This is a genomic window from Amycolatopsis acidicola (genome assembly GCF_007713735.2).
Classification (GTDB): Bacteria; Actinomycetota; Actinomycetes; order Mycobacteriales; family Pseudonocardiaceae; genus Amycolatopsis_E; species Amycolatopsis_E acidicola.
This window is the reverse complement of sequence record NZ_VMNW02000027.1, coordinates 47,071-62,473: the sequence shown is the minus strand read 5'-3', so window position 1 is coordinate 62,473 and position 15,403 is coordinate 47,071. Positions and strand designations below refer to the sequence as shown.

The 15,403-nt window shown below is 69.7% G+C and carries 13 protein-coding genes; 3 read left to right on the top strand and 10 right to left on the bottom strand.

The window, feature by feature from the left end:
* Together FPZ12_RS19455 and FPZ12_RS19450 are read left to right on the top strand one after the other, a co-directional pair.
* The gene (locus FPZ12_RS19455) at nt 1-1,410 is read left to right on the top strand and encodes an aldehyde dehydrogenase family protein (protein ID WP_144746743.1); all 1,410 of its coding nucleotides are present in this window, start codon (nt 1-3) and stop codon (nt 1,408-1,410) included.
* Nucleotides 1,407-2,519: a M20 family metallopeptidase gene (locus FPZ12_RS19450; RefSeq protein ID WP_166462825.1), complete on the top strand. Its 1,113-nt coding sequence runs from the start codon at nt 1,407-1,409 to the stop codon at nt 2,517-2,519. Before FPZ12_RS19455 ends, FPZ12_RS19450 begins: the two co-directional genes overlap by 4 nt.
* Nucleotides 2,520-2,609: 90 nt before the next feature.
* On the opposite strand, the gene FPZ12_RS19445 is transcribed toward FPZ12_RS19450, so the two are convergent.
* Nucleotides 2,610-3,020 (bottom strand): nuclear transport factor 2 family protein, encoded by a 411-nt coding sequence (locus tag FPZ12_RS19445; protein WP_144746747.1) that lies wholly within the window; start codon nt 3,018-3,020, stop codon nt 2,610-2,612.
* Nucleotides 3,021-3,178: 158 nt separating this feature from the next.
* Here FPZ12_RS19445 and FPZ12_RS19440 point away from each other — a divergent pair, with 158 nt between their 5' ends.
* Entirely contained in the window at nt 3,179-3,757 is a 579-nt protein-coding gene (locus FPZ12_RS19440; protein WP_144746749.1) for a carboxymuconolactone decarboxylase family protein, read from the top strand.
* Nucleotides 3,758-3,761: 4 nt separating this feature from the next.
* Here FPZ12_RS19440 and FPZ12_RS19435 read toward each other — a convergent pair whose 3' ends face one another.
* The 9 genes from FPZ12_RS19435 to FPZ12_RS19395 all read right to left on the bottom strand — a co-directional run bounded on the left by FPZ12_RS19435 (nt 3,762) and on the right by FPZ12_RS19395 (nt 14,864).
* Nucleotides 3,762-4,496, bottom strand: coding sequence for an SDR family NAD(P)-dependent oxidoreductase (locus tag FPZ12_RS19435; protein ID WP_144746751.1), 735 nt, complete (start codon nt 4,494-4,496; stop codon nt 3,762-3,764).
* Nucleotides 4,493-5,101 (bottom strand): TauD/TfdA dioxygenase family protein, encoded by a 609-nt coding sequence (locus tag FPZ12_RS46480; RefSeq protein ID WP_341771229.1) that lies wholly within the window; start codon nt 5,099-5,101, stop codon nt 4,493-4,495. Before FPZ12_RS46480 ends, FPZ12_RS19435 begins: the two co-directional genes overlap by 4 nt.
* 90 nt (nt 5,102-5,191) lie before the next feature.
* Nucleotides 5,192-6,622: an aldehyde dehydrogenase family protein gene (locus FPZ12_RS19425; protein ID WP_144746753.1), complete on the bottom strand. Its 1,431-nt coding sequence runs from the start codon at nt 6,620-6,622 to the stop codon at nt 5,192-5,194.
* 2 nt (nt 6,623-6,624) lie between these two features.
* Nucleotides 6,625-8,325, bottom strand: coding sequence for a thiamine pyrophosphate-binding protein (locus FPZ12_RS19420; RefSeq protein WP_144746755.1), 1,701 nt, complete (start codon nt 8,323-8,325; stop codon nt 6,625-6,627).
* The gene (locus tag FPZ12_RS19415; protein WP_144746757.1) at nt 8,315-9,244 is read right to left on the bottom strand and encodes an SDR family NAD(P)-dependent oxidoreductase; all 930 of its coding nucleotides are present in this window, start codon (nt 9,242-9,244) and stop codon (nt 8,315-8,317) included. Before FPZ12_RS19415 ends, FPZ12_RS19420 begins: the two co-directional genes overlap by 11 nt.
* A complete protein-coding gene (locus tag FPZ12_RS19410) occupies nt 9,241-11,061 on the bottom strand; it encodes a flavin-containing monooxygenase (protein ID WP_144746759.1) in 1,821 nt (606 codons plus the stop codon). The genes FPZ12_RS19415 and FPZ12_RS19410 overlap by 4 nt, the downstream gene beginning before the upstream one ends.
* 3 nt (nt 11,062-11,064) lie before the next feature.
* On the bottom strand, nt 11,065-12,420 hold the full coding sequence (locus FPZ12_RS19405) for an aromatic ring-hydroxylating oxygenase subunit alpha (protein ID WP_144746761.1): 1,356 nt from the start codon (nt 12,418-12,420) through the stop codon (nt 11,065-11,067).
* A gap of 12 nt (nt 12,421-12,432) precedes the next feature.
* Nucleotides 12,433-13,269 (bottom strand): SDR family NAD(P)-dependent oxidoreductase, encoded by an 837-nt coding sequence (locus FPZ12_RS19400; protein WP_144746763.1) that lies wholly within the window; start codon nt 13,267-13,269, stop codon nt 12,433-12,435.
* A gap of 5 nt (nt 13,270-13,274) precedes the next feature.
* Nucleotides 13,275-14,864, bottom strand: a complete 1,590-nt coding sequence (locus FPZ12_RS19395; protein ID WP_208025910.1) for an SMP-30/gluconolactonase/LRE family protein — start codon at nt 14,862-14,864, stop codon at nt 13,275-13,277.
* Nucleotides 14,865-15,403 lie beyond the last annotated feature (539 nt).

Genomic DNA, 15,403 nt, shown 5'->3' with positions numbered 1-15,403 from the left:
ATGAAGACCCTGCGGAACTTCGTCGGCGGCGCCTGGGCCGACCCTCGTGGCGACGAACTGCTCGAACTGGTGAACCCGGCCACGGAGGAGGTGATCGCCCGGTTCCCGGCGGGCTCGGTGGCGGACGCCGACTCGGCCGTCAAAGCCGCGGTGGCCGCGCAACCGGACTGGGCCGCGCTGCCGGTTGCCGAGCGCGTGCGGCAGATCCAGGCGTGGGCCGGCGTCGTTGCCGGACACGCGGACGAGCTGGCGGAGCTCGAACGCCAGGAGATGGGCAAGCCGGCCGGCATCGGCCGCACCTTCATCGACGGCGCGGTGGCCGGGCTGAAGGCGGCCGCGGAACAAGCTTTGTCTTACGCCTTCGAGGAAACCGTCCCGCAGCCCGGCGGCGGTTCGACGCGGATCGTGCGGCATCCGCTGGGCGCGACCGCGGTGATCACGCCGTGGAACTTCCCGGTGACGATGGTGCTCGGCGCGCTGGGTCCCTTGCTGGCCGCGGGAAACACCGTCGTCGTCAAGCCTTCGGAGCGTTCGCCGTACTCCACGGCGCGGCTGTTCGAACTGCTCTCGCTCCCGGCCGGGGTGGTGAACCTGGTGCTCGGTGACGCGCGGGCGGGAGCGCCGCTCGCCGCGCACGAGGACGTTCAGCTCGTGCATTTCACCGGGTCGGTCGCGTCGGGGCGGAAGATCGCGGCCGCGGCGGGGGAGCGGCTGCACCGGTCGGTGCTCGAACTCGGCGGCAAGGACCCGGTGCTCGTCGACGCGGACGTGGATCCTGTCGCCACCGCGAAGGCCGTGGCCTTCGGGGCTTTCGTCAACACCGGGCAGATCTGCACGTCGATGGAGCGGATCTACGTGCACGCGGATGTGGCCGAGCCGTTCGTCGAAGCGCTGGTCGCCGAGGCCGCGGGCTACCAAGCCGGGGATGTGCTGGGGCCGCTGGTCGACGGGCGTCAGCGCGACCTCGTGCACCGGCATGTGACGGACGCGGTGGCGAAGGGCGCGACGGTGCGCGCAGGCGGAGAGGCGCCGGACGGTCCGGGGTTTTTCTACCCGGCGACGGTGCTGACCGGAGTGGAGGATTCGATGCTGATCATGCGGGAGGAGACGTTCGGCCCGGTCGCGCCGGTGGCCGTGGTGAACTCCTTCGAGGAGGGCGTGGAGCGGGCGTCGCGGTCGCGTTATGGCTTGGCCGCAACGGTTTACTCGAACGACGAGGCCCACGTGGCGGCGGCGGGGCGTATCCCGGCCGGGGTGCTGTGGGTGAACCAGTGGCAGGGCGGCGGCCCGGAACGGTTGTACGAGCCCGCGGGCGAGAGTGGCATGGGCGCCACGGGAGCGCGCGCGGCGTATGACGCGGCCACCCGGCCCGCCTCGGTGCATTTCGCGGCGGGCTGGCAGGTGTCGTGAAAGACGTTGTGCGGCAAGAGATCCAGGGGCGGACTGAGCGGCTCCTTGAGTTGTCCCACCGGATCCACGCGCATCCGGAGCCGGCGTTCGAAGAGGTCCGCGCGAGCGGCTGGGTGGCGGACGAGCTGGCCGCGGCGGGGTTCGAGGTGCGGCACGGTTGCTACGACCTGCCCACCGCCGTCCACGCGACCATCGGTTCCGGGCCGGTGCACGTCGGGATCTGCGCGGAATACGACGCGCTGCCGGACCTCGGGCACGCGTGCGGTCACAACATCATCGCGGCGGCCGCTGTCGGTGCGGGCGCCGGTCTCGCCAGGGTCGCCGACGATCTGGGGTTGACGGTCACCGTGCTCGGCACCCCGGCCGAGGAGGGCGGCGGCGGGAAGATCCTGATGCTCGAGCGCGGCGCTTTCGACGGCCTGGACGCGGCGATGATGGTGCATCCGGCGCCGGTCGAGGTGGCCGCGATGCCCGGGACGGCGGTGTCGCAGTTCGACATCGCCTATCGCGGCAAACCCGCGCATGCCGGCGCGTACCCGGAGAGCGGGGTGAACGCCGCCGATGCCGCGATCGTCGCGCAGACGGCGATCGGCCTGCTGCGGCAGCAAACCCGGCCCGTGGAGCGGATTTCGGGCGTCATCACCGAAGCGGGCACCGCGCCGAACGTGATCCCGGACAGCAGCCGGGGACGGTGGATCGTGCGCTCGGACACGGCGGAAGCGTTGGCGTCGTTGAAAACCCGCGTGCTGCGGTGCTTCGAGGCCGGTGCGGTGGCGACCGGGTGCGAGCTGACCACGAGCCAGCCCGCGCCGGACTACCTCGACCTGCGCTCGGACGCGGACCTGCTGGCCCTCTACCGCGCGAACGCCATCGCGGCGGGGCGGGTCTTCCCGGAGCAGGCGGATTTCGCCGGAGCGGCCACGGACATGGGCAACGTCTCGCACCACGTGCCGACGATCCACCCGATGCTCGGCCTGGACTGCCTGCCCGCGGCGAACCACCAGCCGGAGTTCGCGGCCGCCGCGATTTCGGAGGCGGCGGATCGTGCGGTGGTGGAGGGTGCGGTGGCGATGGCGTGGACGGCGGTGGATTTGGCCGTGCGGGGGTGAAGTCCGGGGTTGATCGGTCCCCGGGCCGGTGGGCGATTTCCCGGCCTGCTCAGGTTTTCGTCGCTCTCCGGGGCGTTTCTCCGGCCTCGCTCAGGCCCAGTCGTTCGCCGGCATCGTGTCGGCGTGCCGGTGGGCGACTTTCCACTCTCCACCTTCGCGGCGGTAGATCTGCGTCGCGCGCAGGACGTACTTGCGCGGCTCACCGTTGAAGGAAGCCTCGGTGTGCTCGTAACCGACCGTGTAGGCCGTGTCGCCGACCACGTCCGCCGCGAGCACCTCGAACTCGTACGACTTGCAGTCCGAGAAGCCCTGCTCCAGCAGCGTGAACAGCTTCCCCACCGCCTCCTGGCCGACGACGTTCTTCCATGCGCCCAGTACCGTCACGGGCTCCCGCGCGGACCAGATCGCCCGCCGGGGCCCCGCGTCCCCGTTGTGGATGGCGATCTCCGCCTCCCTCAGCCGGGAGTGGACCCAGGTGAGGAAATCCTCTCGTTCGCTCATGTCGCCACCTCCCGGCGCCGGGGTCGTTCCCTCCATTGAACGCCTCGCCGGGCCCGCCGCCAAGATGCTGTCCGCGATTGAATTCATTGCCCCGCGACGCCGCGCACTGATATCCTTTCCTGAAACCGGAATTCACCGAATTTGGGGAGTCGCTGGCGATGGCCCGGATAACACCCTTGCCGCAATCGGACTGGTCGGCGGAAATGGCGGAGTTCATCGTCGGTTTCCGCTCGGCGGCGCGCGGCGGGGTGCTGGACGAAAGCCGTCCCGCGGGGGCGAACCTGCTCGGCACGATGGCGCGCTATCCCGGTCTCAGCAAGGCTTTTCTCGCCTTCAACGGTCACGTGCTCAACGGCTCCACGCTCTCGCGGCGGGACAGGGAGCTGCTCGTGTTGCGGGTCGCTGCGGTCCGTCAATGCGATTACGAATGGGCGCAGCACACGCTTCTCGCGAGGGAAGCCGGATTCACCGACGAGGAAATAGCGCGAATAGCGGAAGGCTCGGAGTCGTCGGGCTGGCCGGAGCGGGACACGGCGCTGCTGAAATCGGTCGACGAATTGCTCGGCGGCGGGAAAATCACCGCCCCGACGTGGCGGGTGCTCGCCGGGGAGTTCGACGAGCGGCAGCTGATGGACCTGGTCTTCACCGTCGGCACCTACGCGATGCTGGCGATGGCGCTGCGCTCCTTCGAGATCGAGCCGGAGGACGAGCTGGTGCCCCACCTGCCCGTCCGGTGACGGCTCAGGTGTTCCGCCCGCCGTTCACGCCGAGCACCTGCCCGGTGACGTACCCCGCCTCCTCGCTCACCAGGAACGCGCAGGCGGCGGCGATGTCCTCGGGCGTGCCGATGCGGCCGACAGGTGTCTTCGCCGTCTGTAACGCCACGTCGAGCGAGCCGCGCTCCTCGGTCCCGCGCAGCATGGGGGTGTCGATGAACCCGGGCGGAATGGTGTTCACCGTGATCCCGTGCCTGCCGAACTCCAACGCCAGCACCTTCGTGAGCCCGACGACGCCGGATTTCGACGCCACGTAGGCCGCCATCCGCGCCGCTCCACTGTGGACACTCGAAGACGAGATCGTGACGATCCGGCCCCAGCCTTCGGCGATCATGTCCGGCAACACCGCCTGGCAGCAATGGAAAGTCCCGGTGAGGTTCACGGTCAGCACGCGCTCCCAGGTCTCCGCGGACAGGTCCAGGAAAGGGCCGTCGACGGTCACCCCGGCGCTGGTCACGAGGATCGCCGGCCGTCCGAGCCGCGCCCGCACCTCGGCCACCGCTTCGGTCACAGCGGGCTGATCGGAGACATCGACAGCGAGGCCCGTCGCCTTGCCGCCGGCCTCCTCGATCGCCGCCGCGGCCGTGTCGGCCCCGGTCAGGTCGAAGATCGCGACGGTGGCCCCGTCCGCGGCGAGCCGCCGGGCGATCGCGCCGCCGATCCCCGAAGCGCCCCCGGTGACGATTGCCGTGCGGGTCATGGAGTCCTCCGGTTCATTCGGATCGGTTCGCGGCCGGCGAGGGTCGTGCGGTGCATCCGGCGCGGGCGGCCGCGGTCGAAGGCGCAGGCTCGGTGCACCAGGCCGGTGTTGTCCCACATCACCGTGTCCCCGGCAGACCAGCGGTAGCGCAGCACGCGATCCGGTGCGGTGGCACGGTTTTCCAGTTCGTCCAGCAAGGACCGGCCCATGCCGTCGATGTGGGAAGCGGTCGCGCCGAACACCAGCGAGCGCCGCCCCGACTCGTGCCGCCACACCAGCGGATGCTCCCGCACCGGCCGCGAGGCCCATTCGGCCTCCTGCGCGGGCGTGGGGTTCGGGTACGTGCGGCGCTGGATCGCCTCGAAGGTGTGCACCACCCGCAACCCGGCGATGCGCTCTTTTCCGCTGGGGAAAGGCTTTCGTAGGCGGCGTAGGTACTGGCGAACTCGGTTTCCCCCCGCTCCGCGACGGTTTGCGCCGTCATCACCGAGGCACGCGCCGGGGTTTCGTCGAGCGCGCCGTCGAGGTGCAGGCCGCGGAACACCAGCACGCCATGTTCTTCGAGCGCGGCCAGGTACGCCGCCGGCAGCTCTTCGTCGTCCCACAGCCGCTCGCGATCGACGCCGAACACCTCCGCGCCGACGGTCTCGGTCAGTTTCTCCGTGGTGGGTAAGGCGCCCCTGTCCGGCACGGCCTTACGCGGCTGCATCGTCGTAGCCCAGGATTCCCTTGGTCTCCAGGTAGTCGTCGAACCCGAACTCGCCCCACTCGCGGCCGTTGCCGCTCTTGCGGTAGCCGCCGAAGGGGCAGCCGAAGTCGAAGGCGTCGTTGATCGAGACCCAGCCCGCCCGGATCCGGCGCGCCACGGCGCGAGCCTGCTCCAAGTCCGCGCCCGCCACGTTGCCCGCCAGCCCGTACTCGGTGTCGTTCGCGATCTCCACGGCGTCGTCGATGCTGTCGTACCCGAGGATCGTGAGCACCGGCCCGAAGATCTCCTCGCGCGCGATGGTCATGTCGTTCGTGACGTCGGCGAAGACCGTGGGCCGGACGTAGCAGCCCTTCGTCAGCCCCTCCGGCCGACCGGTGCCACCCGCCACGAGGGTCGCGCCCTCGTCGATGCCCTTCTGGATCAACGCCTGGATCTTGTCGTACTGCACCGCCGAAACCACCGGCCCCACCGCGGCATCGCCCAGCGGATCCCCGACGGTCACCTGGCCGGCGGCCTCCCGCGCGACGCGCACGGCCTCGGCCATCCGCGCTCGGGGCACGAGCATGCGCGACAGCGCGCTGCAGGTCTGCCCGGAGTTGACCATCATCGACGTGACGCCCGTCGCCACGTTCGCCGCGAAAGTTTCGTCGTCGAGCACGATGTTCGGGCTCTTGCCCCCGAGTTCCTGCGTCACGCGCTTCACGGTCGGCGCCGCGTTCTTCGCCACCTCGACACCCGCCCGCACGGAACCGGTGAAGGACACCAGATCGACGCCCGGATGCCGCGAGAGCGGCACCCCGACGCCGGGCCCGTCGCCGTGCACGAGGTTGAACACCCCGGCCGGAACCCCGGCGGCAGCAAGGATTTCCGCGAAGATCTGCCCGGTGAAGGGTGCGTTCTCGGACGGTTTCAGCACCATCGTGCAGCCGGTCGCCAGCGCCGGGAACACCTTCACCGCGATCTGGTTCATCGGCCAGTTCCACGGCGTGATCAGCCCGCAGACCCCGATCGGCTCGCGCACCACGAGCGTCGCGCCGCGCTGCTCGGAGAACGGGAACTTTTCGAGCACCTCGACGGCCTTCGCCAGGTGCCCGGCCGCGAGGTTCACCTGGAACCCGTTGGCCAGCGCGGTCGGCGCGCCCATCTCCTCGGTCAGCGCGGCGCCCAGGTCCCCGGCCCGTTTGCCGTACTCCGCCTGGATGTTCCGCAGCAGGTCGAGCCGCTCCGGCACCGTGCTCGCCGACCAGCCGGGGAACGCCGCGCGCGCCGCGGCGACCGCGCTGTCCACATCCGCCGCCGAGCCCATCGCCACCCGGCCGCACACCTGCTCGGTCGCGGGGTTGACGACCTCGGCGACTCGCTGCTCCGCGGGCTCGAGCCACTCGCCATCGATGTAGAACCTGAGGTATTTGCGCATGGTCACTGCATCCCTTCCGCGTACCAGGTCCGGAACTCGGCGTAGCTCGGCATCTCCTCCGAGTTCGCCTTCGGGTCCACTACCACGTGCACGACCCCGGGCTTGCCGCTGGCGTAAGCGCGTTTGATGGCCGGGGCGATGTCCTCGTCGCGCTCGACGTACTCACCGTGACAGCCGAAGCCCTCGGCCACCTTGTCCAGACGCGTTTCCGTGCTCCAATGCACGCCCGTCTCCCGCGAGCCGGCGCCGAAAGTCCGTTTGTAGACACCGACTTCGAGCCCCCAGGCGTAGTCGACGCCCACCACGCACACGAGGGGCAGCCGCAGCCGCGCGGCCGTCTCCAACTCGGCAACGTGGAACAGGAACGACGAGTCGCCCGTGACGAGCATGACGGGCCGTTCGCCGCCGTCGGCCACCGAAGCGCCGACAGCGTAGGGGAGCCCGGTGCCGAGGTGGCCGAAGTTCTGGTTCCACACCACGTCGTGCGGTTTGGCCTGCGAGTACGTCCAGCCGAAGATCGTGGTGGCCCCGCCGTCGCGCACCATGATGCCGTCCGCCGGGAACACCTTCGTCGCCTCGACGGCCAGCCGCGCTGGATGCACGGGAGACCTCCCGGACGGCGCCGACTCCGCCAGCTCCGCGAGCCGATCCGCGTCCTGCTTGATCCAGTTTTCCAGCCGCGGCACCGGTTTGCGTGGCGCGAGCGCTTCGGTCAGCTGCGGGACGACCGCGCGCAGATCGCCGACGAGCGGGACGTCGACGGGCCGGTTCACCCCGATCGCGGCGGGATCCTGTTCGACGAGCACCCATTTCCGGTTCGCCTCGTTCTCCACCCAGTGCCGCCCCCGTCCATAGTGGACAGGTTCGCCCAGTTCGGTGCCGAGCGCGACGCAGAGATCGGAGCCCACCACGGCTTCGACCGCCGAGGGGGAGAAACCGTACGGAAAGGTGCGGTCCTCCAGTCCCGCGATGTACGACGTCCCGCCCGAGGTCTGGATCACGGGGCAGGCCATCAGATCGGCCAGCGCCTTCACCGATTCGCCGGCGCGAGCGGTGTGAACTCCGTGCCCCACCAGGAGAATCGGCTGTTTCGCGGCCCCGATCAACGCGGCGGCTTCGGCGATCTTGTCCGGCCCCGCGGTCTGCCCGACCAGCCGGTACGCCGAGGGCGGCAGCGCCGGCGGCACGTCCAGCTCCTCCTGGATCACGTGCGCCGGGTACTCGATGTACACCGGGCCCGGCGTACCGGAAAGCGCCTTGCGAAGCCCTTCCCGGATGATCTCGTCGGTCTGGTCGGCGTATTCGATGCTCGCGGAGTACTTGACCGAAGGCTCGACCAGCCCGGCCTGCTGGACGAACTGGATCCGCCCGCGCCGTACCCGCTGCTCGGTGATCCGCGCCCGCTGCCCGCCGAGGAAGATCACCGGCGAGTTCTCCACCTTGGCGCACATGATGGCCCCGGCCAGGTTCGCGATGCCAGGGCCGAGCGTGCCGATGCACACCGCGGGCTTGCCGGTCATGCGGGAGACCGCCTCCGCCATGAAACCCGCCGACTCCTCGTGATGCGGCGACACCACGCGCCAGCCGCGTTCCTCGGCGAGGTGGAACAGGTGCACGAAGTTCGGGTCCGGGATGCCGAAGAGCGTGCTGATGCCCTCCGCCTCGAAGAGCTGCAGGATCCGTTCGTAGACCTTAACCGACATGCTGTTCTTCCTCCGTGGCGATCGCGAAACTCCGGCGGATGTGGTCCACGTGGGCGGACGGGACGACGGGCAGGATCCAGGGCGCGCCGGTGTCACGGATGGCGCCGAGGTCCTCGGCCACCTGCTCGACGGACCACGAAGGCCGGTACACGCCAGGGGTTTCGGCGAGGAACATCCGCGCCACCCGGCCGGCGATCGACACCAGCATCTCCCCGGTGATCGTGCAGGACTCGTGCGCAAGCCAGCCCACGACGGGCGCCGCCAGCTCGGGTTCCATCGGCGGGTAGGCCGAAGTGTCGATCCCCGCGGCCATCCGCGTCAGCGCGGCGGGCACGATGACGTTGCACCGCACGCCGCAAGCCGCGCCTTCGAGAGCGACCACATTGGACAGTCCGACGATGCCGGCCTTCGCCGCCGCATAGTTGGCCACGCCCTGGTTGCCGTAGAGGCCGCCGATCGAGGACGTCAGCACGACCCGGCCGTAACCCGCGTCGCGCAACACCGGGAACGCCGGGCGGACAACGTGGAAGGCGCCGCGCAGGTGCACGTCCAGCACGGCGTCGAAGTCCTCGTACGTCATTTCCGTCAACGGCGCGGAGCGCACGATTCCGGCGTTGTGCACGAGGATGTCGAGGCGCCCGTAGTGGTCCAGCGCGGACGAGACGATCCCGCGGCCTCCTTCGGCGGTGGCCACGGATTCCGTGCAGGCAACGGCTTCGCCGCCGTCCGCCGTGATTTCCCGGACCACGTCGGACGCGGGCCCGGCGTCCGCGCCGTTGCCGTCCATGCTGACGCCAGGGTCGTTGACCACCACCTTCGCGCCGCGCGAGGCGAGCAGCCGGGCGTACGCGCGGCCGAGGCCACGGCCCGCGCCGGTGACCACCGCGACCCGGCCGTCGTAGCGGAGTCCGGCGGTCATCCCTTGTCCAGCCCGGCCAGCTCACCGGTTTCGCGCCACGCGCTGAGCAGGTTCTCCAGCTCGTAGAAGCCGCCCCAGAACGGGTCTCCCAGGAACGAGCGGCCGTTCGGCTCGCCCTCGCTGTTGTAGTAGCCGGGCGTGCATTCGGTGACGAAAGTACTGTTGTCGACCGCGTTCGCCCGGATGGCGCGCACCCACTCCTCCTCGGCTTCCTCGGTCGGCGCCACCACGGTGAGCCCGCGGGACTGGGCCTCCTTGAGGATGTAGGCGATGTGGTCGGCCTGCTGCTCGAACATCAGCGTGGTGGCGGCGGTGACGCCGCCCTGGATGAACCCGGTGAACAGCAGGTTCGGGAACCCGTGCGCCATGATCCCGTGCAGGGTGCGGAAACCGCGGCCCCAGTGGTCGTAGAGCGAGCGGCCGTCGCGCCCGGCGAACGGCTGGATGTCGAGCTGGCGGTCGAGTGACGTGGTGATCTCGAACCCGCTCGCGAAGATGATGCAGTCGACCTCGTGCTCGACCCCGTCCGCGACGACGCCGCGCGCGGTGATGCGCTCGACGCCTTTCGTCGCCGAAACGTCGATGAGGCTGACGTTCGGCCGGTTGTACGCCTGCAGGTAGTTGTCGCTGAAACACGGCCGTTTGCACATGTTGCGGTAGTACGGCTTGAGTTTCTCCGCCGTTTCCGGGTCTTCGACGATCCGGTCCACCCGGCGGCGGACGCGTTCCATCGCCCGGTAGTCCTCGAGTTCCTTCCACTCCAGGAGCTTTTCCACGGTCAGCTCGGCCCACCCGTTGGTGGCGTTGAGCTTCGCGGCCAGGTTGCGGGCGACCTCCGTCCAGCCGTCGCAGATCAGGTCGGGTTCACCGGGGGAGTAGAACGCGAAGGCGGCGTTGTGGAAGTTGCGTTGCCGCTCCGCCCGCCAGCCCGGCTCCAGCGACGAGGCCCAGGCGGGATCCGTCGCGCGGTCGCCGCGTTCGAAGATGTACGACGGCGTCCGCTGGAACACGTAGAGATGCTCGGCGGCCTGCGCGAGGTGCGGGATCACGCCGACGCCGCTCGCGCCGGTGCCGATGATCGCGACGCGCTTGTCGCCGAGCTTGTCCAGGCCGCCGTGCATGTCGCCGCCGGTGTAGGCGTAGTCCCAGCGCGCCGTGTGGAAGGTGTGGCCATCGAACCCGGTGATACCCGGGATTCCGGGCAGCTTCGGCCGGTTGTACGGGCCCTGGCACATCACGACGAACCGGGCGCGGATGTCGTCGCCGCGGTTCGTGCCGATGCGCCAGCGCCGGATCTCCTCGTCCCATTCCAGCGAACGCGCCAGGGTGTGGAAGATCGCCTTGTCGTAGAAGCCGAACTGCTTCGCGATGCGCTGGGCGTGCTCGAAGCATTCGTCGCCGAAGGAGAACTTCTCCTTGGGGATGTAGCCGGTCTCCTCCAGCAGCGGGAGATAGCAGTAGCTGTCGGAGTCGACCTGGATGCCGGGGTAGCGGTTCCAGTACCAGACGCCGCCGAAGTCGCCGCCCAGTTCGAGGATCCGGAACCCGGTCACGCCCGCCTGCTTCAGCCGGTGCGCGGCGATCAGGCCGGCGAACCCGCCGCCGAGGATGACCACCTCGATGTCCTCGGTGATCGGCTCCCTCGGCTGCACCGGGGTGTGCGGGTCCTCCTCGTAGAACGCGGCGAACTCGTCCTCGGCTTCCAGATACTGTTGCTGGCCCTCGGGCCGTAGCCGTTTGTCCCGCTCTGCCAGGTACTTCGCCCGCAGGGCGTCGCGATCGACGTCGGGAGTCTCGGTGGGTGCGCAGTGCTCCATGTTTCAGGCCAGCTCTCGCGGTTCGCCGGTACCCAGGTACCTGGCCAGGTTGTGGTGCAGGTTGACGATGCTGCGTTCGCGGTACGGATTCGGTTTGGGGCCGGGGAAGCCGCGGGACTTGAGTCCTTTTTGGACGGCAGCCATGTTGGAGAAGTCCTGGGGCAGCACGGTGCGCCAGCCTGGGTCGTCCTGCGGTGTGTACTCCCAGCGCGTCTTCGGTTCCTCGCCGGGCGGGAACAGCTCGTACACCGCGGCTTCGAAGATGCACTTGTCCGGGTCGTGGCCGTAGGGGCGGAACCGGTAGCAGAGCATGTTGTTCAGCGCGTGCCCGATCTGGAAGTTGGGGAAGATCTGCCACGCCGTGCCGCTCTTGGCCACGGTTTCGGCGTCCACGGTCGGCCAGATCACGCCGCGTGCGGCGTCGTCGCGGCGGGCCGAGTCCAGCCAGTGCCGCAGGACCTCGCCGGGCGGGGTGCCCTCGGGCAGCTCGTCGATCAGCCGCCGCGCCGCGTCCACCAGCGTCCTGGTGGTGTTCGTGTTCGCGTTCTCCCAGGTGAAGTTCTGCAGTTCGATGGTGGACAGGCGGGCGTCGGGGCCGGTGCCGAGACGCAGCTTCGCCTGGTTCTCCTCCATGCCCTTCGGCGCGTCGTAGCCGATGTTGCTGTGCTTGCCCTGCGCCCTCGCCCAGCCGAGGAACCCGCCGAACTTCATGAACTCGGGGTGGGTGTAGGGCACATGGTAGGTCTCCATGAACGCCTCGAAGGCGACCTTCCAGTTGCAGTCGAACACCAGCCAGCGCCGCCACCGGTAGCGCATGTTCTCCAGGTGGAACGGTTCGAGCAGGCTCGCGGCCGGTTCGAGGTAGTCCCGCAGCGGTTCGCAGTCCGGGTCGAGGTTGATCCAGATCCAGCCGCCCCAGGTGTCGACGTTCACCGGTTTGAGGCCGTCGTTGTGTTCGGTCAGCGAACCGGCCCAGTCTTCGCGCTCGGGCACGTGGGTGTTGCGGCCGTCGAGGTCGTAGCGCCAGCCATGGAAACCGCAGACGAACTGACGGCAGAAACCGCGGCCCTGGTTCTCCTGCGGGCCGGTGTCGACAAGTCGTCGGCCACGGTGCGCGCAGACGTTGTGATACGCGCGGATCCTGTCCGGCGCGGTGCGCACGATGAGCACGGAGTCGTCCATGATCTCGTAGGTGAGGAAGTCGCCCACCTTGGGCAGTTCCTCGACGCGGCCGGCCTGCTGCCACACCTTCGCCCAGAGCTTGTCCCGCTCCGCGCGGGCGTAGTCCTCCGAGATGTAGGCCTCGACGCCGATCGTGAGTGGTTCCGTGAAGGCTTCGGCAGGGACTGTCCCGGTCATGGCAACTCCTGGTCAGCGGGTGATGGCGGCGCGAAACGCCTCGTCTTTGAGAAAGAGTGAGGTGTTGTCGGCGCCGAGGTGTGTCCACTTGAGATCGAGGCCGCCGTCCACCAGGATCGTCTGCCCCGTGATGTAGCTCGACAGTTCGGAAAGCAGGAAGAGGATGGCCCCGGCCTGTTCCTCCGGACGGCCGCGGCGTCCCATCGCGATGGCACGGCGGTCGCGTTCCGCGTCCTGGTCGACGTACGTGCCGGAAGCGGGTGTCTCGGTGACGCCCGGCGCGACGGCGTTCACGCGGATGCCGTCGAGGGCAAGTTCCACGGCCATCGTGCGGGTCGCCGCGACCAGCGCCGCTTTCGCCGTGCCGTACCCGACGTGGAAGGGCGCGGTGTTCATCCCGCTGATCGAGGAGATCGAGACGATCGACCCCGGGCGGCCCCGGGTTTTCAGCTCGGCCGCCACCGCCTGGCTGAGGAAGAACATCGTTTCCAGGTTCTGCGTTAACAGCGCGCGCCAGTCTTCGCGGGTGACGCGGGTGGCGGGCATCCAGGTGGCGGGCGCCGCGCCACCGGCGACGTTGACGAGCCCGTACAGCTCGCCCTTCCGGGCTTCCTCCAGTATCGCGGCGATGCCTTCGTCGGTGCTCGCGTCCGCGACGACCGGGACGACCGAAAGCCCTTCGGCCACCAGGGGAGGGACGTATTTTTCGAGGTTCTCCGGGGAACGGCCCACCGCGACGACGGTCGCCCCGGCGCGCGCGGCCATCGTCATCACCGCCGTGCCGATGCCGCCGCCCGCCGCCCCGGAGACGATGATCGAACGTCCTTGCAGGCCAAGAAAATCCGGCACCGGGTTCACCTCGCCTTCCGCAGCGCGAGCACGCTGCCATCGGCGTCGGCGGAGACGTAGAGCGTGCCGTCCGGCCCGGCGGCGATCCCCGCGAACGGGCCCTGCGGACCGGAGAACGGCGGCAGCCCCTTCAGGGGTTTCGGCCTGACCCCGGGCGGCGCGCCGACCGGCAGGCCGTCGGCGATCTTGTGCCGAGCCTTGCTTTCGAGGTCGACGCCGACGAGCGCTTTCGCGCCGGCGTCGACGACGTAGAGGACGCCCTCACGGACCAGAATCCCTTGCGGTGTCTCGAATCCGTCGACCACGGTGTCGGCGCCGGCCCCGGTGACCGCGACGATGCGCCCGGCCCCGGCCTCCGCGACGAGGCAGGTGCCGTCCGCCGCGAACGCCACCCCGATGGGTTCGTCGAGACCGGACGCGAGCTCGTCGGTCTCCCCGGGCCGCACGCCGAGTACCCGCCCGGTGCCGGTTTCCGTGACCACGACGCTCCCCGCAGGCGAGACCGCGATGCCGTAGAGCTGGTCGAATCCCCGGGCCAGGACCTCGCTCTCGTTGCTGCCCGGGCGCCAGCGGGTGACCTCGCCGTTCGAGGTGGTGACCAGGAATTCGCCAGGGGAGTGCGCGACCACGCCGCGGATGAACCCGGGATAGCCTTCGGAGAACAGCATTCCGAGGGTGGCCAGGCCGTCTTCGCCCACGACGTAGAAGTACGTTCCGTCCGCGATGCAGAGGGTGCCGTCCTCGTCGACGGTCAGGTCCAGCGGCCAGTTCAGCCCGCCGGGCAATGTGGCGCTCGTGCTGCCGTCGCCGAGGATTTCCGTGATCTGGCCGGTGAAGTTCGAGACGAACAGGCGGTCTCCGGCGAAGGTCAGGTTGTCGAGGCCGGGGCTCACGGTGGCGAGCACGGTGCTTTCGCCGCTGCGCGGGTCGATGCTCAGCACCTCGCCGGTCTGCACCTGGGTGGAGACGATGCGGCCCGCGGCGTCGAACTTCACGGCGTCGGGCACGCCGAGCCCGGCCGCGACGCGTTCCGGCTCGCCGCCGTCGGGGTGGATGCGCCAGATCTCGTTGGTGCCCATGACCGGGTAGTAGAGGAGCCCGTCGGGGCCGGCCTCCATCGCGTTGGGCATGGCCAGGTTCTCGGCGAGGATCCGCGGCTCGCCGCCGTCCGGGAACAGCTCCAGCAGCCTGCCGCCGACGCGGCATTCGTTGACGAACAGCCGATCCCGGTGGACCGTGATGCCGTTCGCGCTGGGCAGGTCGTCGCGCAGCACGCGGGTGCGGCCGTCCGCCCCGCGCACGCTGACGCGCCCGTCCATCACCTCGGTGGCGTAGAGGTTGCCGCGCGAGTCGAAGGCCACGTCGTCGGGCGCGATGATGTCGCCACCCTTGGCGCTGACCGTTTCCAGCTCGCCGGTGGCGAGGTCGAGTGCGCTGATCTGGCTGCCGGTGACCTGGGCGACGTAGACGCGGCCGTCCGGTCCGGCGCGCAGGCCGTTGGCGCCGAACAGCCTGCTGGGCGGGGTGAGCCGGTGGAGGCTCCATCCGTCGGCGAGGCCGGGTGATGTGCTGGTGTAGCGCGCCCCTTGGTTCAAGGTGCGGCCTCCTGGGGTGTGGGTACCTCGATGTCCGTATGCACTGGCGGAGAATCCGCCTCTCATCGAGGAGACTGTAGGCTCCCACACCCCGAAAACTCAAGTATTACCATCCTTGTAAGGATAGCCGCGCAGACGGGAACCCCCGTACCCCGCGTGTTGGCCGTTCCCGCGCGCGATTTGGCTCCCGGCGTTGGTGTGTTGGCCGTGGGGGGTTGGTGTATTGGCCGCCGGCGGTGGCAAACACGCACGCGGGAACGAGGCGGCCGATGCGGGCCTGGCGGGGCGGCCAACACGCGAACGTGAGCGGCCAACTCACGAACCGGAGGGGCAAACACGCGAACCGGAGCGGCAAACACGCCTGCGGGAGCCGCCAACACGCCTGCGGGAGCGGCCAACACGCCAGCGGGAGCCGCCAACACGCCAGCGGGAACGGCCAACACGCCAGCGGGAACGGCCAGCTCGCGCACGGGAGGGGCGAACACGCCCGCGGGAGGGGCGAACACGCCGGCTGGCGGCGAGAGGGTGTGAGCTACTGG